This window comes from Streptomyces sp. TRM49041 (assembly GCF_008271805.1).
Lineage (GTDB): Bacteria > Actinomycetota > Actinomycetes > Streptomycetales > Streptomycetaceae > Streptomyces.
This window is the reverse complement of the sequence record NZ_VSRY01000152.1, coordinates 216452-237663: the sequence shown is the minus strand read 5'-3', so window position 1 is coordinate 237663 and position 21212 is coordinate 216452. Positions and strand designations below refer to the sequence as shown.

22 protein-coding genes and 2 tRNA genes are annotated in these 21212 nt (G+C 70.2%); 5 read left to right on the top strand and 19 right to left on the bottom strand.

What is annotated here, in order from left to right; genetic code table 11:
- Window positions 1-13: 13 nt before the first annotated feature.
- From FVS66_RS24135 to FVS66_RS24100, 9 genes are all read right to left on the bottom strand, one after another.
- A tRNA-Gly gene (locus FVS66_RS24135) sits at window positions 14-85 on the bottom strand.
- Between the two features lie 339 nt (window positions 86-424).
- On the bottom strand, window positions 425-835 hold the full coding sequence (locus FVS66_RS24130) for a hypothetical protein (RefSeq protein ID WP_149183281.1): 411 nt from the start codon (window positions 833-835) through the stop codon (window positions 425-427).
- A gap of 9 nt (window positions 836-844) precedes the next feature.
- Window positions 845-1213, bottom strand: a complete 369-nt coding sequence (locus tag FVS66_RS24125; protein ID WP_149183280.1) for a hypothetical protein — start codon at window positions 1211-1213, stop codon at window positions 845-847.
- 113 nt (window positions 1214-1326) lie between these two features.
- Window positions 1327-1740: a hypothetical protein gene (locus FVS66_RS24120; protein ID WP_149183279.1), complete on the bottom strand. Its 414-nt coding sequence runs from the start codon at window positions 1738-1740 to the stop codon at window positions 1327-1329.
- A 358-nt stretch (window positions 1741-2098) separates the two neighbouring features.
- Window positions 2099-3124, bottom strand: coding sequence for a ParB/RepB/Spo0J family partition protein (locus FVS66_RS24115; protein ID WP_149183278.1), 1026 nt, complete (start codon window positions 3122-3124; stop codon window positions 2099-2101).
- A 202-nt stretch (window positions 3125-3326) separates the two neighbouring features.
- The gene (locus tag FVS66_RS24110) at window positions 3327-3518 is read right to left on the bottom strand and encodes a hypothetical protein (protein ID WP_149183277.1); all 192 of its coding nucleotides are present in this window, start codon (window positions 3516-3518) and stop codon (window positions 3327-3329) included.
- A 223-nt stretch (window positions 3519-3741) separates the two neighbouring features.
- On the bottom strand, window positions 3742-4662 hold the full coding sequence (locus tag FVS66_RS24105; protein ID WP_149183276.1) for a recombinase family protein: 921 nt from the start codon (window positions 4660-4662) through the stop codon (window positions 3742-3744).
- Window positions 4663-5172: 510 nt separating this feature from the next.
- Window positions 5173-5337: a hypothetical protein gene (locus tag FVS66_RS35200; protein ID WP_187645671.1), complete on the bottom strand. Its 165-nt coding sequence runs from the start codon at window positions 5335-5337 to the stop codon at window positions 5173-5175.
- Between the two features lie 128 nt (window positions 5338-5465).
- Complete coding sequence (locus FVS66_RS24100) at window positions 5466-5666, bottom strand: DNA-binding protein (RefSeq protein WP_149183275.1); 201 nt, start codon at window positions 5664-5666, stop codon at window positions 5466-5468.
- A 359-nt stretch (window positions 5667-6025) separates the two neighbouring features.
- Between FVS66_RS24100 and FVS66_RS24095 the strand changes: the two genes are divergently transcribed.
- Window positions 6026-7567: a site-specific integrase gene (locus FVS66_RS24095; protein ID WP_187645670.1), complete on the top strand. Its 1542-nt coding sequence runs from the start codon at window positions 6026-6028 to the stop codon at window positions 7565-7567.
- Between the two features lie 95 nt (window positions 7568-7662).
- Here the strand turns inward: FVS66_RS24095 and FVS66_RS24090 are convergent.
- A tRNA-Val gene (locus tag FVS66_RS24090) sits at window positions 7663-7734 on the bottom strand.
- Window positions 7735-8019: 285 nt separating this feature from the next.
- Here FVS66_RS24090 and FVS66_RS24085 point away from each other — a divergent pair.
- From FVS66_RS24085 to FVS66_RS24075, 3 genes are all read left to right on the top strand, one after another.
- Window positions 8020-9381, top strand: coding sequence for a hypothetical protein (locus FVS66_RS24085; RefSeq protein WP_149183273.1), 1362 nt, complete (start codon window positions 8020-8022; stop codon window positions 9379-9381).
- 192 nt (window positions 9382-9573) lie between these two features.
- Window positions 9574-10017, top strand: a complete 444-nt coding sequence (locus tag FVS66_RS24080; RefSeq protein ID WP_149183272.1) for a DUF4383 domain-containing protein — start codon at window positions 9574-9576, stop codon at window positions 10015-10017.
- Between the two features lie 9 nt (window positions 10018-10026).
- A complete protein-coding gene (locus tag FVS66_RS24075; RefSeq protein WP_149183271.1) occupies window positions 10027-10257 on the top strand; it encodes a zinc ribbon domain-containing protein in 231 nt (76 codons plus the stop codon).
- A 124-nt stretch (window positions 10258-10381) separates the two neighbouring features.
- Here FVS66_RS24075 and FVS66_RS24070 read toward each other — a convergent pair whose 3' ends face one another.
- From FVS66_RS24070 to FVS66_RS24060, 3 genes are all read right to left on the bottom strand, one after another.
- Window positions 10382-11269, bottom strand: a complete 888-nt coding sequence (locus FVS66_RS24070) for an HAD family hydrolase (RefSeq protein WP_262387182.1) — start codon at window positions 11267-11269, stop codon at window positions 10382-10384.
- A 113-nt stretch (window positions 11270-11382) separates the two neighbouring features.
- Window positions 11383-13905, bottom strand: a complete 2523-nt coding sequence (locus FVS66_RS24065; RefSeq protein ID WP_187645669.1) for a phosphoribosyltransferase — start codon at window positions 13903-13905, stop codon at window positions 11383-11385.
- 68 nt (window positions 13906-13973) lie between these two features.
- The gene (locus tag FVS66_RS24060; RefSeq protein WP_149183270.1) at window positions 13974-15161 is read right to left on the bottom strand and encodes an HpcH/HpaI aldolase/citrate lyase family protein; all 1188 of its coding nucleotides are present in this window, start codon (window positions 15159-15161) and stop codon (window positions 13974-13976) included.
- 174 nt (window positions 15162-15335) lie between these two features.
- On the opposite strand from FVS66_RS24060, the gene FVS66_RS24055 reads away from it, so the two are divergent.
- The gene (locus FVS66_RS24055) at window positions 15336-16355 is read left to right on the top strand and encodes a TerD family protein (RefSeq protein WP_149183269.1); all 1020 of its coding nucleotides are present in this window, start codon (window positions 15336-15338) and stop codon (window positions 16353-16355) included.
- Window positions 16356-16448: 93 nt separating this feature from the next.
- Here FVS66_RS24055 and FVS66_RS24050 read toward each other — a convergent pair whose 3' ends face one another.
- From FVS66_RS24050 to FVS66_RS24025, 6 genes are all read right to left on the bottom strand, one after another.
- On the bottom strand, window positions 16449-17189 hold the full coding sequence (locus FVS66_RS24050) for a Tellurium resistance (protein ID WP_149183268.1): 741 nt from the start codon (window positions 17187-17189) through the stop codon (window positions 16449-16451).
- 115 nt (window positions 17190-17304) lie between these two features.
- On the bottom strand, window positions 17305-18453 hold the full coding sequence (locus FVS66_RS24045; protein ID WP_149183267.1) for a DUF475 domain-containing protein: 1149 nt from the start codon (window positions 18451-18453) through the stop codon (window positions 17305-17307).
- Window positions 18454-18553: 100 nt separating this feature from the next.
- Window positions 18554-19129: a TerD family protein gene (locus tag FVS66_RS24040; protein ID WP_149183266.1), complete on the bottom strand. Its 576-nt coding sequence runs from the start codon at window positions 19127-19129 to the stop codon at window positions 18554-18556.
- A gap of 221 nt (window positions 19130-19350) precedes the next feature.
- A complete protein-coding gene (locus tag FVS66_RS24035) occupies window positions 19351-19926 on the bottom strand; it encodes a TerD family protein (protein WP_149183265.1) in 576 nt (191 codons plus the stop codon).
- A 197-nt stretch (window positions 19927-20123) separates the two neighbouring features.
- Window positions 20124-20582 carry a peroxiredoxin gene (locus tag FVS66_RS24030; protein ID WP_149183264.1) on the bottom strand — a complete coding sequence of 153 codons (459 nt, stop codon included), beginning with the start codon at window positions 20580-20582 and terminating at the stop codon, window positions 20124-20126.
- Window positions 20583-20688: 106 nt separating this feature from the next.
- Window positions 20689-21126, bottom strand: a complete 438-nt coding sequence (locus tag FVS66_RS24025; RefSeq protein WP_149183263.1) for a DUF3052 domain-containing protein — start codon at window positions 21124-21126, stop codon at window positions 20689-20691.
- Between the last annotated feature and the right edge of the window lie 86 nt (window positions 21127-21212).

Sequence of the window (21212 nt, the reverse complement as noted above, 5' to 3'; positions counted from 1 at the left end):
GGACGCATCCTCGAGCGCCGGGCCCGACTCGAACGAGCTCCTCCCCACCGGGGGCGGGGCGTGCTACCAGGTGCACTACCGGCGCGCGACGGGGCCCGATCGGGAAGATCGCCCCGCCAACACATCGAACCTATCAGACGGATATCTGTCTCAACACAGGTGGCGGGCGCGACGCCACGCCCGCCACCTGCACAACGCCCCATGAACCGGAGCGAATTCACCTACTCATCGGGGTCGACAAGGTCCAGCAGATCCATCGTGCCGAACGCGCACGGCTCAATCGGAGGTTTCCGCCGTGACTTCGGCTGCGCCGGGCCAGGCGGGAACAGCTGCATCTGCCCGGGCGGCGCCGGCTTGGGCTCCAGTGACTTCTCGAAGTCCTCCGGTCGCATATCCAGCCAGTTCCGTCTTCCCTGCTCAGCGCTCACATCAGCGTCCCTTGCTCGTACTCCGGCCTCAGCGGCCCGAGTTCCCGGACCTGCGCCCCAGTCTGCTCCCGCCACCAGGCCGCGAACATCCGCCGGTGACACCACTCCCCAGGTTTCGCCAGGTCTTCGAAGCACAGCAGCACCAGCCGCAAATCCCGTCCTTCGACAGCGATTTGCTGGAACCGAGGGCCGAAGAAGCCAACCCCGAAGCTGTCGAGTTGCGCCCGGTACGCCCTCTCGAAGTCAGTCCGCGGCGACCCGAAGTACGTCCGGCTGGGCGCGGCTTCCCGCACCTGGTGCTCCAGGGGATACGGCAGGGTCCATCTCGGCGCGGACAGGGTGATGCGCACCGGGACTCCCATCGCGGGCTCGAAGCCCTGGTACCTGTGCGTGAACAGTTCGAACATGCCCCTCCTTCACGCCGCCCCGGTGCCGCCGCACAGCGGGCAGTCCGGGTCCGGCTCCTGGTCGTGGCCCTCATCGCTGTCGGTGTTCTCCCACCCGGCCAACTCGAAGCAGCCGTCACACAGCTGCACCCCGAGCGCATCGTGGGACGTACTGCCGGAGCCGAACACGAGCCGGCCCTCGCCGTCCACGGCCACGGTGGTGCCGCCCGATGCCCGCACCGGTTCAACCCTCAGCCGCACGCCGCACACCCGGCACGGGATCACCGTGGCCAGCGCCGCCGTCAGCCAACCGCACCCTGGTGTCACCACCCCTGAGCGCAGGAGCGCCGCTGCCTGCTCCGGGCCCAGCGTTCCGTTCTCCTCGATGAGCACTTTCATACTTTCCCTTCCCCTCTTCGCTCCGGCGCAGGACCCGACGTCCCAGCACGGAGAGACCTCTACACCCGAAATGGGGTGGGTTCACGGCACCGTGAACCCACCCCAGATGCTCACTACTTGACGCCCTGACCCTCCACCTGGAACTTGCCGAGGATGAGCCGATCCGACTCGGGGGCCTCCACCTCGGTCCAGAACTGGTCGAGGAGCCATCGCGCCACGAAGGACCAGTGACTCGCCTGCCGCCGATGACGCAGAGCCAGGGCTCGACACTCAAGGATCCGGTCCTCGACCTCAGTCCCGCCGAAGCCCGCCTGCCGCATGGCCTCTTCGAGGCTCTCGCCCTCCACGCGGGGGATACCGCTCCGCTCGCACTCCTCCCTGACCTTGCCCCACTGGACCCTGCACTCCTCCCACGCCGCGTTCGCCGCCCGCATGGCCTGCTGAATGAGCTGCACCTCCAGGCCGTCGCACTGGTCGCCGCCGTCAGCCGGGACCCACTTCTTCCCTTCGAACTCCACAGAACGCATTGCCACGCCTCTCTCTACATCGAGAACTGGCTCGCCAGGTCACTGACCCCGCCAGCCCTGACTGACTCTCTTTCCGGGATCCACTTTTGAGTTGACATGGAGCAAACTTGAGAACTACATTCTATCGTCAGTCAGCCTGAACGTCAAGCTATGTTTATACCTGTGGTGCGCTCGCGGGCACTCCGACACCCCCCTCCAGGCGAGCCCGCCGGAGACCCCTCCCAGACTCCGGCGCACCCCACTTGCACCCCACTTCCGCCCCACCCCAGGCGCCGCGCCCGCACCGCCAGCCGGGCACCCAAAGACCAGTGGCCGGGCACCCCACCGCGGGGGGGCCCGGCCACTGAAACCTGACCGATCAGGCCGCCTCCTCCAGCTCAACTTCCGTCGGCTCTGCGGCCTCCAGATCAGCCAGCTCCGCCTCGCTCGGCCCCTCTTCAGTCAGATCCTCCGCCTCGGGCTCGACCTCCAGCTCGGGCCGGACCGTCAGCTGCTTCGCTTCGGACATCGCCTTCGCCTTCCGCAGCTTCTTCACCGCCTCAGCCGCCGCCTTGCGCACCCGCTCCACCGCGTCCAGCTGCTTCCCGACCTCGCCTTCGAACAGCTCGGCCAGCTCCGACGGCGTCAGCTTCGCCAGCTCCTCCAGCAGCCCGCCCGCGCGCTCGACGTGGTCCACCTTGGACTTGGCCTGCTTGCGCTCCTTGGCCTTGTCCTCCTTCTCCTTCTCCGACAGCTCCTTCTCGGAGAAGAAGCCCTCCTGGTTCTCCTTCATCCGCAGGGCCTGCGCGAAGGTGGAGGCGTCGGTCTCCGTCCTGAAGTCGCCCTTCATGTACCGGGTGACGGCCACCTTCTGGTTCGCCGGCGTGAGCTTCGACAGGTACCAGGCGAAGTCCGCCTTGATCTTGCCCGCGGAGACGAGCTCCGCGATGTCCGTGGTGAGGTTGAGCAGGTCCATCCGCCACTTCACGTAGTCGGTGGTCTTGCCGAACATCTCCGCGATGCGCTCCGCCTGGTATCCGAACCCGACCAGGTCCGCGTACGCCTGCGCCTCTTCCATGAGGGTCATGTCCGCACGGCCGACATTCTCGGAGATGCCCATGATGAACGCGTTCTCGTCGTCGACGCTCGAGACGACCTTGGCCTCGATGGCGGTGGCACCCTCCACCAGATGCATGGCCCGCCAGCGGCGCTCGCCCATCACGATCTGGAACCGGTCGCCGGCTGGGCGGACCACGATCGGCTGGAGCTGGCCGACCGAGCGGAACTGGGCGGCCAGTTCTTCCAGCTTGGCCTCGTCGAAGAACTTCCGGGGCTGGTCCGGGTTGGGCTCGATCTCACCGAGGGGGATGGCGATGACCTCGATGCTCGCCTCGCTGACGCTCATGTCACTGACTCCTCGCACTCTTCGGTCTCGCAGGATGGATTCCTGTGAGGTTGTGACTACATTCTATGATCACCAACTCATGAACGTCAAGTGTCATTTACTTTGATTTCGCGCAACCTTCGCGGGCGCCCGAACGTCAAACACGGAGGCCCCGGCAGTCCACAGAGACCACCGGGGCGCACCCTCGAAATGACTTGCCAAGCTAGCTAAACTCTGCCTCAACACATGTCGGCCCCAAATCAGAGGGCTCGAACTCCACGTCCGCGCCCATCAGGACCTTGAGGCATTCCAGCGCCAGCTCCTCTTCCCTGCCCTCATGTCCGACACCGACGCCCTCGGCCCCGTCCACCTCTACCCACCCCTTCACTGCGGCCAGCGAGATACGCCCGTCCACGCACTTCTCCCCAAAGCTATGACGCAGGCGACTCCCTGCGCCCCGACTCGCTCCCTCGTAGGTAGCACCGGGCGCAGCACGGTCGGTGACTAAGCGTTACACAGAGCGCGAGATCGTTTAGACTACGACCCGATCCACCGGAGCGCAAACATATGTGCGGACGAAGGGGTCCGCTTCCGACAGCTCCTCCCTCTGTAGACCGACGGCCAGCGGCAGAACTCCCCTACCGCCAGAGGATGTCGAACCGAGTCTCGTCGAATCGGCGTGATCCACGTACCGCGGCCGGGCCGACTCGCACCTCGGCCACGATCAACTGCAAGAGTGCCCGCCGCTGCTCCTGACCCGCAGTCTCGTTCCACCACTCGACCAGCGCCTCGACAGTCAACTCCGGCAGCTCGCCGAGGTACTTACCCCTTCGCATGGCGGCCATGGCCTGCGAGCGCCGCGCCTCCAGAGCTTCCTTCGCCTTCTTGAACTCCCCAAGACTCAGATCCTTCGCCCCGAAGGCCCGGGCCAATTCATCCTTGTGGCTCCGCAGCCCGTCCAGGAACCTGGCGGCCTCCTCGGACTCCGCGACAAACCCGTCCCGCAGATCGGCCAGCCGCTTCATCATGCCCGCGCGCCCCAGTCTCGCGATGGCACGCTCGGCGACGTACTTGTCCAGCGGCTCCGCAGCGATCCGGACCTTGCCGCATCCCGCGGTCTCGCAGACGTATCCGCGCCCGCCGTTCGCTGTAGACCGGGACACCAGCGGACTGTCGCACAAGTCGCACACCGCGGTCCCCCCGGACAGCAGATGGACATGCGCCGGCTTACTGCCCTGACCTCGCTCGTTGCGCGTGAACAACTCCTGCAGCGCGTCGAAGGTGTCGCGGTCGACGAGAGGCTCGGCCGGCCCCTTCACCAGCTCACCGTCCGCGTTCTCCCGCAGTCCCGCGATCCCGGGATTGCGCAGTCTGCGACGTAGCGTCGTCGGCGACCACGGCCGCCCGAACACTGTCGGCCCGGCGGTCTCCGTCATCCACTGCGCGGTGTCCGCGAGCGTCGCCGCACCCTCCAGCAGGCGCTCAGCCGCCGCCGCCAAGTAGGCGGCTTCCTCGGGGACGGCAGTCACTCCGTCCGTCTCGTGGCCGTATGCCCTCATCACCTCTCCAGCCCATATCCCCCGGTATCCCCCTGCACCAGGGTATGCCAGAACCCATCACTGTCAGCCCGACATGTAATGGTCTACACAATGTGCACACCAACTGGGTTCGCGGCACCGTAGCCGACCTGTTCCAGCCTCGTCTACCTACCCGGCGGTTACATCCAGCGAGGGCAGACCACCTCTGCGACGGGCCACGACCTGCAGACTCGCAGTATGCATAGTCAAAGTATGCCAACTCGTCATTGGCCTCCGTCGGGGTTGGCCTCCCCGCCAACCCCGACGGAGGCTGCGCCCTGCAGCAGGAGTCGACTCTCAGCGAGGGCGGGGCAGTCGACAGCGCGTCCCCGCTGGCTGACAGCGCACTGGGTTCAGCACGGCTGTTCCACCCCTCCGGACCGGGCAGGTGTTTCCCGGGGAAGCGCCGCTGTCACCCCAGCGCCGCCCGCGACAAGTCGCAGACTCGGCGACGTGCAGCGACTCACGTGAGTCGCTGCTTCCGCGGCCCCGTCAGCCCGGCCCGACACCCAGCACCTCCCACGCGTCCGCCGTGCGGACCCGAAGCTTGTTGCCCGCTCGGATCACAGCCACGGGGAACTCGCCATCGCGCACCAGGCGATAGGCCAGCGTCCCGCCCACCCCGAACGCCTCCGCAGTCGACACGTCGATCGCCATTGGCAGGGCGCGTAGCGCTTCCCGGGGCGCGGGGTCGCAGCCCACTCAATTGAGCGGGCTGCGTCGGGGGCTGGGCGACTCCGCGGCGGCGGCGAGGGGGCGGCCGAGTCGCCCCCTCGCGCCCGCCTCTATTTCGGCTCCACCCCGAGTGCCGCCCACAGCTCGGAGGTCAGGACCCTGCGGTTGCCCTTGCCGTACTGGTGGACTTTCACCGGGAACTCTCCGGCATTGATCAACTCGTACGTCGTGTTCCGGCCGAGGCCGAACGCCCTGCCGGCGGTCAGGACGTCGATCGCTACCGGCAGCTCCAGCACTTCCTCCCGCGTCATCCCGGCACCGTCGCCAGGCGCCGCACCGCGCGTGGCTGAATCTCGACGACCACCCATGTTCAGGCTCTCCCGTCTCGCCCCCGCGCCTCCCGGACAGTCCCGGCCGGGCCTAGAGTCTCCTCAGCGAGGGCGCCAAGATCCGCGTCCACCCAAATGGGTTACACCCGGAATCAGACCGCCACCACATAGGTATGTGCACGTGCAGGGCGAGCAAACCCGAGCGCACACCAGCCAGACACCAAATCGACCAGGCCATCCATCTACGCCGACGATATCAGGGAGACATGTAACTGTCTCCACATATGATCGGGTGCGTTCGGGATGACGCCGACACTGCTCAGCACCGGAGGGGAGACAACGTGTTCAAGGGGTCCGTCTACAAGCGCTGCGCCTGCAGGACACCCGTCACCAGCGAAGACGGCGAACCACTACTCGGCAGCGACGGCAGGCCAAAGACGAAGGAAATCGGCGCGGACTGCCCACAGTTGAGCAAGCGCGACCACGGCACCTGGTACTACTACGTCGAACTGCCCAACGGCCCCGGCGGCAAGCGACGAAGAGCACGCAAGGGCGGCTTCCTCACCAAGAAGAAGGCCGAGGACGAAGCCCAAGCGATCTGGGACCAGGCCCAAGGAGGCATCGACGTCCTCTCGGACGAGACCGTCGAGCAGTTCCTACGGCGCTGGATCGAGAAGAAGGTCAACCTCAAGCGGTCGACCAGGAAGGGCTACCAGGACCACATCGACCGCGTTTTCGTCCCGCACCTCGGCCATCTGAAGATGCGTGACCTCCGCACCCGGCACATCCAGGAGATGTTCGAGCAGATCTGGCGCGACAACGAGACGCACGCGGCGAACCGCGCCACGGCAGCCGCCGCCGAAGCCGAGGTCGACGCCGCGCACACGGCGTGGAAAGCCGCCGCGAGACCGCGCCCACTCGAGCTGCGCCAGCGGTGGAACGACGCCAAGCAGGCGCTGCGCGACGAGCGGAGGAAGCCCCGCCACATCACCGGCCCCGGCGCCCAGCTCAAGATGAAGAACGAACTCAGCTCGGCTCTGGACTACGCAGTACTGACCGAGAAGCTCATCAGTGAGAACTGGACGAAGCACGTCGTGCTGCCGAAGTACACGCCGCCCAAGCCCTTCATCTGGACCCGTGAGCGCGTCGCCCGCTGGCGCGAGACCGGCGAGAAACCCGGGCCCGTGATGGTCTGGACACCGGAGCAGACAGGCGAGTTCCTCGACGGCGTCGCCGAGCACCGGCTCTACCCGATGTTCCACCTCATGATCTTCCGCGGGCCCAGGCGGGGCGAGTCGGCCGGCCTGCCCTGGGCAGAGACCGACCTGCAGACCGGCGTCGTCCACATCACGGAGCAGCTCGTCTCCTTCTCATACGACGTCTGGGAGGACACCCCCAAGAGCGACAGCGGCGCCCGCACGATCCTGCTGGACGCCCAGTCCCGCGAGCTCCTGCTGTTCTGGAGGCGGAGGCAGCAGGCAGAGCGCGTGGAGTGGGAGGAGAAGCACCAGAAGGAGCCGAAGAAGTACGGCCCCTACGTCGACTCGGGGCGCGTCTTCACCTGGGAGGACGGGCGGCCGTACCACCCGGAGTACCTCTCCCAGGTCTTCGCCCGGCTCGTCGAGAAGCTCGGCCTGCCGCCCGTACGGCTGCACGACCTGCGGCATTGCGCCGCGACGCTCTCCCTCGCGGCCGGCGTCCACATGAAGACGATCCAGTCCCTGCTCGGCCACTCCTCGTACCAGCTCACCGCCGACACCTACACCAGCGTGCTGCCGCAGATGGAACAGGCGGCGGCCGACGCGCCCCTGGCGCTCGTGCCACGCAAGGGCCAGGAATCCCCGGCCGCACCCTCGCCTGTCCCCACGGAGGCGGTCGCGTAGACCCGCGTCCCCACATTGTCCCCACAGACACCCAAAGGGCCCTCCAGATGATCTTCGGAGGGCCCTTCTTGATGCTGCAGCGCTGGTCAGCGCGGTGGGCGCGGACGGTTTCGAACCGCCGACATCTGCTTTGTAAGAGCAGCGCTCTACCCCTGAGCTACGCACCCGTGGAGTGAGGCAACAGCGTACATGGCCCCTGGGTGGGGTTCGCAAACCGTGACCTTGGGGCTCGTCGGGGTGGGGCTGGTCAGGTCTGGGGGAGCCTCCGTGGTCACGGATCGTGTTCCTCGTCGGACCGCTTGTACGGTGATCGGAGTGCTGGTCGCGGCACTCGGGGTCCAAGCGGCGAGCGGTGACCGTGCGCACCGCGAACTGATCCGCTCCCCCGTTCGTCGTACCTGGTGGGAGAATGAACCGGCCCAGCACGGAGTCGGACGGTACGGGGAGCGGACGTGACGGTGAGACGCACACGGCGGTACGCGAACGATGTGCTCGCCCTCGTGCTGTTGCCACTGCCGCTGCTCGTCACCGCGTCGGCCGCCGCCTTCGCCGGTGGCGGCGGGGGCGGTACGCGGCGCTGGTTCGGCGGCGGGCGCGCCGAGAGCCAGCGGGCCGACGCGCAGGCCGCGAAGGACGACGCGGCCGCCGCCTTCTACGAGCTGGACACCGCCCAGCGCGGCCTGCGCATCTCCATCGAGACGATCACCGCGGTGGACGGCTCCCCCGACGCGCGCCGCGCCGCCGACGAGTTCTCCGAGCTCGGGCGGCGCATCGACGAGGTGAGCCACGCCTACATCGACGCCGTGGACAGCTACGACCTCGACCGGGTCGACCTCGAAGCCTCCGTCGCCGCCCGCGCGCGCACCGATCTGACCCGCGCCAAGGACGATCTCGTACGCGTCAAGGGGGAGCTGGAGCGGTTCGAGCAGCGGCTCGGGCCGCTCCTCGACAAGGCCGAGACCCAACTGGCCCGGCTCGCCCCGGCCGTCGAACGGGCCCGCGCCGCGCTGCTCGCCGCGAGCGAAGCCCTGGACGCGGTACGCGCCTCGGGCCTCCGCGCCGACGACCTGGCCGCACGGCTCGCCGCCCTCGCGCCCGAGCTGACGCGGCTCAACCAGGGCGCCGGGCAGCACGGCGTGACGGAGACCCTCCAGCGCGCCGACCACGTCGTGCGCGGGGCCGAAGCCGTACGCGCCGAGGCCGAGCGCCTGCCCGAGCGGGCCGCCGAGACCGACAAGCGCCTGGTCTCCCTCCGTACGCGCGCGCAGGCCCTCGCCAACCGGGCCGCCTCCGTGGAGCCGGTACTGAGCGAGCTGCGCCGCCGGTTCAGCGCCGCGTGCTGGCAGGACCTCCAGCCCGTACCGGCGCAGGCCGCCGACAACGTGCGACGGGCCGAGGCGAAGCTGGGAGAGGCCGGGCACGCGCGCGAGGAGCAGCGCTGGGCCGACGCGACGGCGCTGCTCGGTACGGTACGGGCACTGCTCAACGCCACCGACGAGGCGGTGTCCGCCGCCGGCGACCGGCTGCAGCGGCTGAACGCCGTGTCCAAGGACCCCCAGCAGGAGATCGAGCGCACCCGCTTCGCGATCCGCGACGCGCAGCGGCTCGCCATGGCCGGCCGCCACACCCCGGACCCCCGGCACGCCCGGCCCCTCGACGACGCGGTCGCCCGCCTCGACCGCGCCATCGGCGGCCTGGAGGGGCGGCACCCCGACTACTGGCACTTCCTCACCGAGACGGAGGCGGTGCGGGCGGCCGCGGCCCGGGTCGTGGAGCAGATCCGCGGGGAGCGCGGGGGCGCGGGCCGGGGCTAGGGCGGCCTGGGCTTCCGGGTCGGCTGCCGGGGCGGGCTTCCGGGTCGGCTGCCGGGGCGGGCTTCCGGGTCGGCTGCCGGGGCGGGCTTGGGAGTTCTGTGCGGCTTGGGCGCAGGACAGGGCCCGGAGCCCTCCAGTTCGTGGCTGTCCGGCTCTATTCTGGCCGTACACCAGCAACACCCTGGAGGCCCCATGGCCGCCCACCGCCTCCTCCCGTCGTGGCGCCACGCCAGGCGCCAGGCGCCCCGGGCAGGGGCCGCGTCGGCCGGGGTGCTGCTCCTGCTGTTCGGCGGCCTCGGGCTCTTCCGCCCGGTCGGGTTCTTCGACACCGACGGCGCCACCGTCGCCGGGCTGGGCACCAACGGCGCGCTGAGCCTCCTCTCCCTCTGCGCCGGGCTCCTGCTGCTCCTGGGCGCGGCCCTCGGCGGCACCTTCGTGTCGACGCTGGACCTGGTGCTCGGTACGGCCTTCCTGGTCAGTGGGTTCGTCAACCTCGCCCTGCTGGACACCCGGCTCAACGTCCTGGCGTTCCGGCCCTCCAACGTCCTGGCCGGCTTCGGCCTCGGCGTGGTGCTGGTTCTGTGCGGGCTGTCCGGGCGGGAACGGCACGGGCCCCGGGATCGACATCCCCTATAACCTGTGCGTATGCCTCGCTACGAATACCGCTGCCGCACGTGCGGCGACACCTTCGAACTGAGCCGCCCCATGGCGGAGTCCTCCGCGCCCGCCGCGTGCCCGACCGGTCACGACGACACGGTGAAGCTGCTGTCCACGGTCGCGGTCGGCGGCACCGCGAGCGGTACGGCGAGGGGTGCCGCCGCACAGCCCGCGGGCGGGGGCGGTGGCTGCTGCGGAGGCGGGTGCTGCGGGGGCTGACCCCGGGCAGAGGACCGCTGGCCGGGGGAGAAACGCCGGCCGGGCGGGAACGGTGACCGGGCGGAGAGCCCGGCCGCCGCGCCGTCCGGCACAGTTCCGTACGGCCGGAGTCCCGGCCACGGCCTCAGCCCACCACGCCCGGGCCTCTCGCCGCCGCCAGGAACCGGCGCAGGATCTCCTCCCCCGCCTCGACACCCCGGTCCGGTAGCACCTCGACGTTGCCCGCGCGCCAGTCCGCGTCGGCGAGCTCGCCGTGAGCGGGCCGCCATGCGCGGTCGGCGGCCAGCAGCAGATCGGCGTCCAGCAGCGAGTCGCCCGCGGCGAGGACCGTACGGGCCCCGGTGCGGCGCGCCACCTCCCGTACCGCCGCGCTCTTCGTGAGCGGCTTCGGCACCGCGTACACCTTGCGGCCCTGCAGCGAGACCGTCCAGCCCCGGGTGCCGGCCCACGCGGCCAGCTCCTCCAGCCAGCCGTCCGGCAGCAGGGCGCGCTCCACGACGAGGTACGCGAAGAGGTCCTCGGCGACCCGCTCCTTGAGCAGCCAGGCCGGGTCGGCGGCGGCGAGCAGATGCGCCCGTACCTCGTCCAGCGACGCGCACTCGTCGGCCAGGCGCGCCGCGACCGCCGCCCGCCAGTCCGGGTCGGACTCGCCGTCGACCAGCAGGTGGCCGCCGTTGGCACAGATGGCGTACCGGGGCGGCGGGCAGGGCAGCCGGATGCGCCGGTACTGCTCGCGGGTGCGGGTGGTGACCGGCATGAACGCGGCCGTACGGGCGAGTTCGCCGAGCAGTCCCGCGGCCGCCTCGGTGACGTACGAGAGCGGCTTGCCCTGGTAGATCTCCACGCACAGCAGACGCGGCGCCTCGGCGTCGGGCGCGGTGAGCGCGAGCGCGGCGCTGGAGTAGATCAGCGTGCGGTCGAGGTCGCTGGCGACGAGGGCGTCGGGCGACCGCGTCGCGGGCGCGGAGGTCGTCGCGGGCACCGGAGCCGTGGCGGGCGAGGCGGTGGTCATGGGCGAGGCGGGCATCACGGCGGGTGCGGGGGACGCGGGCGTCGCGGCGGAGGCGGGGGACACGGGCGACGCGGGCGTCGCGGCGGACGCGCCGGGGGTCGTACGCGGAGTGTTCACGGCGCCGTCACCGCCCGCCCGTCCGCGCCCGTCGCGCCGCGCGTGTACTTCGGGTGGATGAGGCCCACGCATGTGTACGGCAGGCCGTCGACCTCCTCCACCGGTACACCGCGCTGCTCGGCCAGCAGCCTTACGTGGTCCAGGTCGGGGCCCGCGCCGCGCCGGGCGAGGACCTTCCAGGGGACGCGGCGCAGCAGGACCCGGGTGGTCTCGCCGACTCCGGGCTTGACCAGGTTGACGTCGTGGATCCCGTACTCCTCGCTGATCCGCTCGACGGCCTCCCAGCCCTCCCATGCCGGGGTGCGGTCCTCGGCGACGAGCCGGGCGGCGTCCGCGCCGGCGGCGTCGGCGACCTCGTCGAAACGGTCGCTGATCGCGTCCAGGAAGTCCCCGGACACGTCCACGCCCGCCAGCTCCCGGTAGAACTTGGCGCCGTGGTAGTCGTCCGGGCCGACGAGGTCGGCGCGGAGGACGGTGCGCGAGACGAGGCCGGAGACCGTGGAGTTGAGGCAGGCTGAGGGGATGAGGAAGTCCTCGCGGGTGCCGTAGGTGCGGACGCACGAGCCGGGGTCGGCCAGTACGGCTATCTCCGGGTCGAAGTCCGGGAAGTCGGCGAGCGCCTCGGCGAGTTCGCGGGTGATGGCTCCCTTGCCGGTCCAGCCGTCGACGAACACGACGTCAGCCGGGTCGTGGTTGGCGCGCAGCCAGCGCAGGGCGTTGGTGTCGATGCCCCGGCCGCGCACGATGGACACGGCGTAGTGGGGGAGATCCAGGCCGTGGCGGTGCCGGGCCCAGCGGCGCATCAGTACGCCGACGGGGGTGCCGGCGCGGGCCAGCGACACCAGGACGGGACGCGGGGACCGCTCGGCGAGGACCGTCTCGGTGACCGCGCCGACGGCGCGGGCGATCCGCGCGGCCGAGCCGTCGAGGGCGGCGCGGAACAGCTTCTGGTAGTCGTCGCTGGGCTGGTACTCGACGGGGAGCGACTCGGCGTAGTGGGCGCCGCCGCGCTGGACGGCCTCCTCGCGCTCCTCCGTGGGCGCCTCCAGCTCGACGTCCGAGAGGTCCTGGAGGAGCCAGCCGACCTCGTCGGGGGCGTAGGAGGAGAACGCGGGTCCGCGCAGCGGCTCGGGTGGCATGCCGGCTCTTTCCGGAACGGGGGATACGCGGGAAACGGGCGATACGCGGGAAACCTCGGCTACGCGGGGTGCGTCCGGAACGTCGAGCGCGTCGGGTACGTACGAGGGGAGGGCGGCGAGTACGACGTGCGGCACGTGCGCGACGAGCTGCGCCAGCAGGCCGTCCGGGGCGTGGAGTACGGGCGTGTCGGCGGCCGAGTCGACGACGACGGCCACCGCGTCGAAGCCGCCGCCCGCGACGTTGTAGGCGTACCGGTCGCCGGGCCCGTCGGCGGGGTCGTCGTGGGCGGGGAAGACCAGCCGGGTCCGGATCGCGTACCCGGGGTCGTCGACCGCGAGGACCGGCGACCGGGTGGTGGTCGAGAACCGTACGTCGGCGTGCGGGGCCCGCCTCTCCAGCGCGGCGGCCAGGGCGAGGGGCGCGTACATGAGCTCCTCGCAGCCGAGGACCAGGACGCGGGGGCGGGAGCGGAGGCGCTGCGCGGCGGCTCCGCGCGGTGCCCCGTCCAGGTCCAGCGCCTCCGCCAGACGGTCGGCCATGGCCGGCAGCGCCTCGTCCAGGAGGGCCCGGTGGTCCGGGGTGAAGCCGTGACGGCCGCCGTCGGGGACGCGCGCGGGCCAGCGCAGGTCGACCCGCCGTACCGCCGCCACGTCGCCGGCCCGTGCGGGCGGCGGGGTCTCGTGGGCGGCGACCAGGGCGCGGCCCCGCTCCAGGACGCCGGCCGGGAGGCGTACCGTCCCGGCGGCGAGGGTCACCAGGTCCACCCGCGCGCCGATCTCGGCGGCGAACTCCGCCAGCCGTCCCTGGTCCTCCGCCGAGCGCATGTCGACCAGCGCCACGATCACATACCGCGCGCGGGGGTACCGCTCGTGCAGCGCCCGCACGGTATTGAGGACGGTGTTGCCGGTCGAGAACTCGTCGTCGACCAGCACCAGCGGCCCCGGTCCGGCCAGCAGCTCCGGGTCCTCGGGGAGCAGGAGGTGCGAGGTGTGGTGGGAGTGCGACTCCTCGAACCCGGCCGCCCGGGCCACGCCGGGCACCGGGCGGCGGGTGGAGTGCAGATACGGGGCGAGGGCCAGGCCGTCGGCGACGCAGTGGCCGAGCCCGGTCGCCGTCTCCGCGTACCCGAGCACGACCGCGCGCCGCGCCTCGGCGTCGCCCAGCAGCGCGCGGACGCGGCGCCCCAGCTCGTAGCCGGACCGCCGCACCACCGCGGGGCTCTGCGGCACGTGCTTGCCCAGCACGTTGGAGACGAGGAGGTGCGCCCGCTTCTTGTTGTTACGCAGGGCCAGGCCCAGCAGGCCGCGCAGTTCCTCGTCCGCCTGCTGTCCGGTGAGCTCCACGCCGAGCCGCTCGGCGACCCATGTTCCGGTCCACACCGCGCTGTGAATGATGTGCCTCTTCTCTCTCAGGTGCTGAAGCTCTGCCGGGTGCCGCCGCGCGCCGCTCACCGGACGGCCAGGCCCGCCGCGAGCAGCTCCACGAACCCCACGTCCGCCTTGGCGACGCCGAACACCTCGGCCCGCTGAAGCGTGCGCTGCGCCCAGGCGCGGTGCGGCTTCACCTCGTTCATCTTGTTCGTGTACGCGGACCGCACGACCCCGCCGCCGTTCCGCTCCGGGTGGAGGATGTCACGGGCGTCGCTGTACTCCTCGTGGCTGACGACGGAGAGGGCGTGCACGGGCTGGACGTGGGAGGGGTGGATGCAGGTCTTGCCCAGCAGGCCGTTGGCCCGGTCGAGTTCGATCTCGCGGAGCAGCCCGTCCAGGTCGTGTTCGATGAGCGCGGTGCGCAGGGCCTCGGCCCGGCCCTCCATGAAGGGGCTGCGTCGCAGCATCGGCTTGAACATCCGCTCCTGGAGGCGGAAGTACTCCCACACCGGTCCGGTGATGGTGAAGCCGGTGCCGTCGGCACGGCCGAGGACGTTCACGACGTCCGCGATGACATGGGCGACGATCTGGACGTCGTACGCGGTCATGTCGGGCGAGCGGCGCAGCCCGTAAGCGGAGCAGAAGTCGGTGACACCGAGCCGGAGCGCGAGGACCCGGTCGCGGTACGCGGCGACGGAGCGGGCGATTCCGGCGAGGGTGTCGGCGCGGGTCTCGAGGTGGAGCAGCTCGGGCGACTCCAGGACGGGCATGGCGTACAGGGGGCGGCCGCCGAGCGCCTCCGCGATGCCGGGCTCGCTCTCGGCCGCCTCGAGGGCCTCCAGGAAGGGCCCGCCGCGCTTCTCGGTGAACTTGGGCAGTACGAATCCGGACAGCAGCCGTGCGGCCGGGCCGAGCCGCCGTGCCAGGTCGGGGATCTGCTCGGGCTCGCGGACCCGGACGAAGAGCAGGGGCGTGTCGCCGCTCCGCGCGTCAAGGTCGGTGAACTGGCGTACGAGGTTCTCCTCGGCCGTCTCGACGTCGCCGTCGTCGATGGAGTCCTCCAGGCACAGCACCATCGACACGACCCCGCGTGCGACCTGCTTGAACACGTCGTCGGCGAGCCTGGGGCGGGTCGCGGGGCTGTACAAGGTCGCGCCGAGGGCCGCCGCGAGCACCCGCGCGGGTGAGTGCGCGTCGAACGCGCACGGCTCCTGGTGGAACAGCCCGGCCCGTTCGGCAGGCGAGATATGCCCGAAATGACGCATGCGGATTCCCCGTACTGCCGTGGCGTACTGCCATACGGCCTGATGACATGTGGCCGGTAATAGTACGTAAGGAGAGGTGCCACCGGTTCCCCGGCCACATGAACGCCAGGTGACGGGGTGCGCCGTGCCCGGGACGGGCCCCCGCGTTGTCCCTTCGGAGGGCGGCCAGGCAGGATGACGGGCATGACGCACGAGATGCCGAAGGGCTCGAACGTCCCGCTCGACGCCGCGGCCGTACGGGCCGTACTGTGCTGGACCCCTGGCCCGGGGGTCCCCGACGTGGACGCCTCTGCCCTGCTGCTCGGCTCGGACGGGCAAGTGCGTTCCGACGAGGACTTCGTCTTCTACAACCAGCCGCGGCACCCTTCCGGGCTGGTGCGGCACCTGCCGAAGAAGCGCGTGGAGGACGGACTCACCGACACGGTCGAGGCCGACCTGGCGGCGCTGGACCCCTCGGTGGACCAGGTGGTGCTCGCCGCGTCCTCGGACGGCGACACCTTCGAACGCGTACCGGATCTGCGGATTCTGCTGTACGACGCGGCCGCCGACGCCGACGAGGGCACCGAGCCGCTGGCGCTGTTCGAGGTCCGGCCGGAGACGGGCGAGGAGACGGCCATCATCTGCGGCGAGCTGTACCGCCGGGGGGACGGCTGGAAGTTCCGCGCGGTGGGCCAAGGCTACCCGTCGGGGCTGATCGGGCTCGCCACGGCGTTCGGCATCTCGGTCGACGAGGACGGGAGCGAGGGCCAGGCCGAAGGCGAAGACGTGGAGGAAGCGGCAGCGGCAGCGGCAGCGCAGCCGGACGCCGAGCCGGACGCGGACGCCGAGCCGGACGCCGAGCCGGACGCGGATGTGGAGCCGGCCCCCGCCGCGGCGCCGGACGTGGAGCCCGAGGCCGCCACGCAGGCGATCCCCGCTCCCCCGCTGACGCCGCCCGCGGTCGCCCCGGTGGTGCCGCCCGCACCCGCCGCCCCGCCCGCATACGGCTACCCGCACGCCGGGGCACCGCAGCCCGCGTACGGGTACCCGCAGCCCACCTCCGCGCCGCCGTACGGTTCCCCGGCGCCGCAGCCCGCGTACGGCTACCCCCACGCGGCCCCGGCGGCCCACCCGGCCCCTGCGGCCGCCGCGGGTCCCGTGCCCGACCCGCACTTCCAGCTACCGCCCATGGGGCCCCAGTTCATGCGCGGCTGAGCGGCGGCGCGGGCGGCCGCGACCCGCAGGGGGGCGGCCGCGACCCGCACGGGGGGGCCGCGCCCCGCAAGGGGAGTGGGCGCCCGTCTGTCGTCAGGGCGTTCCCGCCTTGAAGCCCCGCCCCCACTGCATGCCCCACCCGTACATCCGGTCCAGCTCGCCCTGGAAGCCGTAGACGAACTTCACCTCGCGGCGCACCAGCAGTTCGCCCTTGACGTTCTCCAGCAGGAACACGGCACAGGAGCGTGCCTCGGGAGCGCGCTCGTCGAGTTCGATCTCGATGCGCGGGCCGTTGCTCGGGTAGAGCGTCATCTTGGCGTGGGTGCGGTCGAAGGCCGGTGTCTGGTCGTAGATGTAGACGAAGAACAGCAGCCGCTTGATGTCGTCGCGGTGGTCGAGGTTGACGAAGATCGTCTCGCCGGACGGTGAGCCGAACCGGTCGTCGCCGCTGAGCTTCACGTACGGCGGGTCGTTGAGGTCGCCGAAGTAGCCGCCCAGCGGTTGTACGACGCCCTTACTGCCGTCGGTGAGTTCGTACAGGCAGCCGATGTCGAGGTCGACCGTGGCCACACCCTGTGTGTGGGCCTGGACCGGCTCGGGCTGGAAGAACTTGAGAGGGTGCCGCAGCAGCCGGCCGCTCTGCCGGGACCTGCCCTCGATATCGGATGTACGCATCTTCCAGGAGAGGTTGACACGCAGATTGCCGGTCGCGGCGCCCTGTTTGGTGAGCGAGATCGTCGGGCGCCGCCGCGTGAGATCGATCGTGTTGGAGGCGGCGCTGCCCGAGTCGAACTGCGCCGCCTTGTTCTGCCACAGGCTGTCCCAGAAGGCCATGCCCCACCCCCAGTGTCCTGATACGCGTGCGGGGCGGCCGGGAGCACCCGGCCGCCCCGCTCAGAAGCGTTCCGCATTGCCGGAGTGGTCACACCCCGGTCTCATGCAGTGGTCGTCACACTCCGGACGAGATCTCTTGCTTCTCGCCGGGGCCGTCCGCGTTGCCGCCCTCCGCCTCCGCGAGGAGTCGGTTGCGGCGCACGGAGGAGAGGAAGGACGCCGCGATGAGGAAGACACCGACGAGGCCGGTGATGATCTCGCTGATCTCGTGCTGGATGGTGATCAGCAGGATCACGGCGAGAGCGCCGATCGCGTAGTGGGCACCGTGCTCCAGGTACACGTAGTCGTCGAGGGTGCCCTGGCGGACGAGGTAGACCGTGAGCGACCGGACGTACATGGCGCCGATGCCGAGGCCGAGCGCCATCCAGAAGATGTGGTTGGTGATGGCGAACGCGCCGATGACGCCGTCGAAGGAGAAGGACGCGTCCAGGACCTCGAGGTACAGGAAGAGGAAGAAGGCGGCCTTGCCGGCCAGGCCGACCGCGGAGACCGGCTTGCCCTGCTGCTTGGCCTTCTCCTCCTCCTCGTGCTCGCGCTCCTCCTCTTCCTCCAGCTTGTCCTCGAAGTAGCCGGAGAGGCCGCCGACGACCAGGTAGGTGATCAGGCCGGCGACGCCGGAGAGCAGCACCGTGGCCGCCTTGTCCACATGACCGGTGCTGGTGTGTGCCTGGGTCGCGAAGGTGACGGCGGTGAGCAGGAGGATGATCAGGGCGACGCAGACCGACAGCATGTCGATCTTGCCGAGCTTCGCCAGCGGGCGCTCCAGCCACGCCAGCCACTTGAACTCGCGCTCCTCGAAGACGAAGTCGAGGAAGATCATCAGCAGGAACATTCCACCGAAGGCGGCGATGGCCGCGTGCGCGTCGGTGACCAGTGCTTCGTACTGCTCCGGCTGGTCGAGTGCCAGTTGGACGGCCTCGACGGGACCGACCTGGGCGCTGATCGCCACAATGACGACGGGGAAGACCAGTCGCATGCCGAACACCGCGATCAGGATGCCGATCGTCAGGAAGATCCGCTGCCAGAAGGCATTCATCTTCTTGAGGATTCCGGCGTTGACGACCGCGTTGTCGAAGGACAGGGAGATCTCGAGGATCGACAGGATCAGTACGATCCCGAACGCCTCCCACCCCCACTGCCAGGCGGCGAAGGCGAGGCCGGCCGCCGTGACGGCGAACGACCAGCCGAAGGTTTTCAGAACCACTGACTACCCAATCGTGTTGGGGGTCCCCCCGGGCGAAGCCTGCGGGAGGGGTTCCTCCACGCCGAGCGCGCCGGGCCTTGAACGAACCCTGTGACGAGCTTTAGGAAACATTGACCCCGAAGTCTAGAGCGATCCCTCGAAGCCCGGACGCGTACCCCTGTCCCACTGCCCGGAATTTCCATTCGCCGCCGTAGCGGTACAGCTCGCCGAAGATCATCGCGGTTTCCGTGGAGGCGTCCTCGCTCAGGTCGTAGCGGGCGAGCTCCTGACCGTCGGCCTGGTTGACGACGCGGATGAAGGCGTTGCTGACCTGGCCGAAGGTCTGGCCGCGGTTGTCGGCCTCATGGATGGAGACCGGGAAAATAATCTTGTCGCAGTGGGCCGGGACCGCGGTGAGGTCGACGATCAGCGACTCGTCGTCGCCGTCGCCCTCACCGGTGAGGTTGTCACCGGTGTGCTGGACGGAGCCGTCGGGGCTCGAGAGCTGGTTGTAGAAGATGAACCACTCGTCGCCGAGGACCCTGCCGGACTGGCAGAGCAGCGCGCTGGCGTCGAGGTCGAAGGGCGCTCCTGTGGTGGAGCGCGCGTCCCAGCCGAGTCCGACCAGCACCTGCGTCAGGTTGGGTGCGGCCTTGGAGAGGGAGACGTTGCCTCCCTTGGCGAGCGTGACGCCCATGACGATGATCCTCCCCGGTGACGTACTGCGTGTCATGCGTCCGTGTGACGCGCCCGTGCCGCGGTCACCGCGGCCCTGCGGGCCGCCGCGCGGTACCGGTGCGCCGTGGTTGTGCGCCCCCGCCCTGTGCCGCGCGGTGCCCGTGTGCCGTGCGGTGCGGAAAAGGGCACGTCCGGCGCCGCACGGACGGGTGCGGCGCCGGACGAAGCTGCGTTCTCGGCTCAGACGTTCACGCCGAAGTCCTGCGCGATGCCGCGCAGACCCGAGGCATACCCCTGGCCGATGGCGCGGAACTTCCACTCCGCGCCGTGGCGGTAGAGCTCGCCGAAGACCATCGCGGTCTCCGTCGAGGCGTCCTCGCTCAGGTCGTACCGCGCCAGCTCGTCGTTGTTGGCCTGGTTCACGACGCGGATGAACGCGTTGCGGACCTGGCCGAAGGACTGCTGGCGGTTCTCGGCGTCGTAGATGGAGACGGGGAAGACGATCTTGTCGACGTCGGCCGGGACCGACGCGAGGTTGACCTTGATCTGCTCGTCGTCGCCCTCGCCCTCACCCGTGAGGTTGTCACCGGTGTGCTCGACGGAGCCGTCGGCGCTCTTCAGGTTGTTGAAGAAGACGAAGTTGCCATCGGTGGCGACCTTGCCCTGGTCGTTCAGCAGCAGAGCGCTCGCGTCCAGGTCGAAGTCCGTACCGGTGGTGGTGCGGACGTCCCAGCCCAGACCGACCGTGACGGCGGTCAGGTTGGGTGCGGCCTTGGTCAGCGAGACGTTGCCGCCCTTGCTGAGGCTGACTCCCACGAGTCCCTCCATTGGTTTCCAGGGGCAGCGCCCCCGTCGTGCGTTGGCATCGGATCAACGACTGGATCCTAGTGACGGGTTCCCGTCGTGAGCAGGCTCTTGAACCGACGAATCACAGGTGTCGGCTGTACGGGCGTACAGCCGCGCGGGCGCCGAGCCTCCACTCGACACGGTGGCCGCCCGCCGCCCCACCGGCATCAGAGGGCGTCGAGGGCCTTGACGTACTCATTCAGGTCGCGAGCGTCCGGCAGGCCGTTGACGACCGTCCACTGCACGATGCCGTCCTTGTCGATGATGAAGGTGCCGCGGACCGCGCAGCCCTTCTCCTCGTCGAAGACGCCGTACGCCCGGGAGACCTCGCCGTGCGGCCAGAAGTCCGAGAGCAGCGGGTACTCCAGCCCCTCCTGCTCGGCGAAGACGCGCAGGGTGTGGATGGAGTCGTTGGAGACGGCCAGCAGCTGGGTGTCGTCGTTGACGAAGCGCGGCAGCTGGTCCCGGAGCGCGCACAGCTCGCCGGTGCAGACGCCGGTGAACGCGAACGGGTAGAAGAGCACCACGACGTTCTTCTCGCCGCGGTAGTCGCCGAGTCGCACGGTGCGCCCGTGGTTGTCCTTCAGTTCGAAGTCCGGGGCCTTCGTGCCGACCTCGATCGCCATGACAAACGCATCCCTTCGGTGGACCGGTGCGGTGGGGTCCCACCCTACGCAACGGGGCCCCCGCCGATGTGCTCGGCGGGGGCCCCAGGGCTGCGGGGAGCGACGGTCAGCGCTGCTTGGCCTTGCTCTTGGGGGTGACCAGACGGCTGCCGGCCCAGTCCTTGCCCGCGTTGATGCTCCGGGTCTGGGACAGGCCCGCGGTCTGTGCGGCCTCGTTGATGTCGCTGGGCTCGATGTAGCCGTCCCGGCCGGTCTTGGGCGTCATCAGCCAGATCTGGCCGCCCTCCTCGATCAGGCCGATGGCGTCGACCAGCGCGTCCGTGAGGTCGCCGTCGTCGTCGCGGAACCACAGCAGGACGACGTCAGCGACATCGTCGTAGTCCTCGTCGACGAGTTCCTGGCCGATGACGGCCTCGATATCCTCACGGAGCTCCTGCTCGACATCGTCGTCGTAGCCGATCTCCTGGACCACCTGTCCGGGCTCGAACCCCAGCCTTGCGGCCGGGTTGGTCCGCTCCTCCGCGTGGTCCGCGGTCGCGCTCACGGCTTGCCTCCTGATCATGAATGGGAAAGTGCTTGGGCCGCGCGCGTACGCGTGGCATTGGGCGTAGTCCACACGTGCTGGACGGA

Bases quoted from the DNA above. Each gene is read 5' to 3' on its own strand.
- FVS66_RS35200 (WP_187645671.1), bottom strand. From the start codon at position 5,337: ATGGCGATCGACGTGTCGACTGCGGAGGCGTTCGGGGTGGGCGGGACG.
- FVS66_RS24130 (WP_149183281.1), bottom strand. From the start codon at position 835: ATGTTCGAACTGTTCACGCACAGGTACCAGGGCTTCGAGCCCGCGATG.
- FVS66_RS24070 (WP_262387182.1), bottom strand. From the start codon at position 11,269: ATGACCACCGCCTCGCCCGCCACGGCTCCGGTGCCCGCGACGACCTCC.
- FVS66_RS24120 (WP_149183279.1), bottom strand. From the start codon at position 1,740: ATGCGTTCTGTGGAGTTCGAAGGGAAGAAGTGGGTCCCGGCTGACGGC.
- FVS66_RS24055 (WP_149183269.1), top strand. From the start codon at position 15,336: ATGACGGGCATGACGCACGAGATGCCGAAGGGCTCGAACGTCCCGCTC.
- FVS66_RS24100 (WP_149183275.1), bottom strand. From the start codon at position 5,666: ATGACGCGGGAGGAAGTGCTGGAGCTGCCGGTAGCGATCGACGTCCTG.
- FVS66_RS24125 (WP_149183280.1), bottom strand. From the start codon at position 1,213: ATGAAAGTGCTCATCGAGGAGAACGGAACGCTGGGCCCGGAGCAGGCA.
- FVS66_RS24030 (WP_149183264.1), bottom strand. From the start codon at position 20,582: ATGGCGATCGAGGTCGGCACGAAGGCCCCGGACTTCGAACTGAAGGAC.
- FVS66_RS24075 (WP_149183271.1), top strand. From the start codon at position 10,027: ATGCCTCGCTACGAATACCGCTGCCGCACGTGCGGCGACACCTTCGAA.
- FVS66_RS24080 (WP_149183272.1), top strand. From the start codon at position 9,574: ATGGCCGCCCACCGCCTCCTCCCGTCGTGGCGCCACGCCAGGCGCCAG.
- FVS66_RS24040 (WP_149183266.1), bottom strand. From the start codon at position 19,129: ATGGGCGTCACGCTCGCCAAGGGAGGCAACGTCTCCCTCTCCAAGGCC.
- FVS66_RS24060 (WP_149183270.1), bottom strand. From the start codon at position 15,161: ATGCGTCATTTCGGGCATATCTCGCCTGCCGAACGGGCCGGGCTGTTC.
- FVS66_RS24050 (WP_149183268.1), bottom strand. From the start codon at position 17,189: ATGGCCTTCTGGGACAGCCTGTGGCAGAACAAGGCGGCGCAGTTCGAC.
- FVS66_RS24115 (WP_149183278.1), bottom strand. From the start codon at position 3,124: ATGAGCGTCAGCGAGGCGAGCATCGAGGTCATCGCCATCCCCCTCGGT.
- FVS66_RS24105 (WP_149183276.1), bottom strand. From the start codon at position 4,662: ATGAGGGCATACGGCCACGAGACGGACGGAGTGACTGCCGTCCCCGAG.